The organism is Schinkia azotoformans LMG 9581 (genome assembly GCF_000307855.1).
Classification (GTDB): Bacteria; Bacillota; Bacilli; order Bacillales; family Bacillaceae_J; genus Schinkia; species Schinkia azotoformans.
Map to the genome: position 1 here is coordinate 1 of NZ_AJLR01000019.1, position 605 is coordinate 605.

Consider the following 605-nt stretch of genomic DNA (forward strand, 5'->3'; position numbering starts at 1 on the left):
ACTTTTGCTTTTGTATCCATTGTGATTTTAGCACCGTTCAGTGTTAAGATGTTGCTGCCAATTGTTAATTGAGCGACTTGACCATCTTTAATGATCGTTACTTGACGAGTTGCTTCATCCCAAAGGATTTTGCTACCTTCCACACCTACAGACTTCGCTACATAACGAACTGGTAGGTATGTGCGGGATGCTTCGATGAATGGAGCTACGTCCATCGTTTGTTCTACGCCTGCTTCCGTGTATGTTGTTTTACCTACTGTGAATACTACATCACCTACACGTGCGTTACCATCTGCTGGTGTTACCACGGTTGCGATTGCTTTCTTCGCAACATAGTTTTTGTCAAATTCGCCAACTTCGATAGAAGAGCCTGTTAAATCAAATGAATCGAATGTTTTGTGACCGATAGCTAGTTTTCCACCATCAAATGCAGTTCCAGACGCTTGGTCTGCGTTTTGTACTAATGCCGTGCCTCCAACTTCTACTTCGATATCACCTTGCGCTACCGCACGATCAAGGTCTAATTTCACACCAGAAATTTCAATCTTACTTGCACGTGTGCTTTCAGATTTAACACGGAATGATAGTACACCGTTCTCTGCGTT

At 43.0% G+C, this 605-nt stretch carries 1 protein-coding gene; it reads right to left on the minus strand.

What is annotated here, in order from left to right; all coding sequences use genetic code 11:
• On the minus strand, window positions 1-605 hold a 605-nt coding region (locus tag BAZO_RS01625; protein ID WP_003329461.1), incomplete at both ends, for a copper amine oxidase N-terminal domain-containing protein.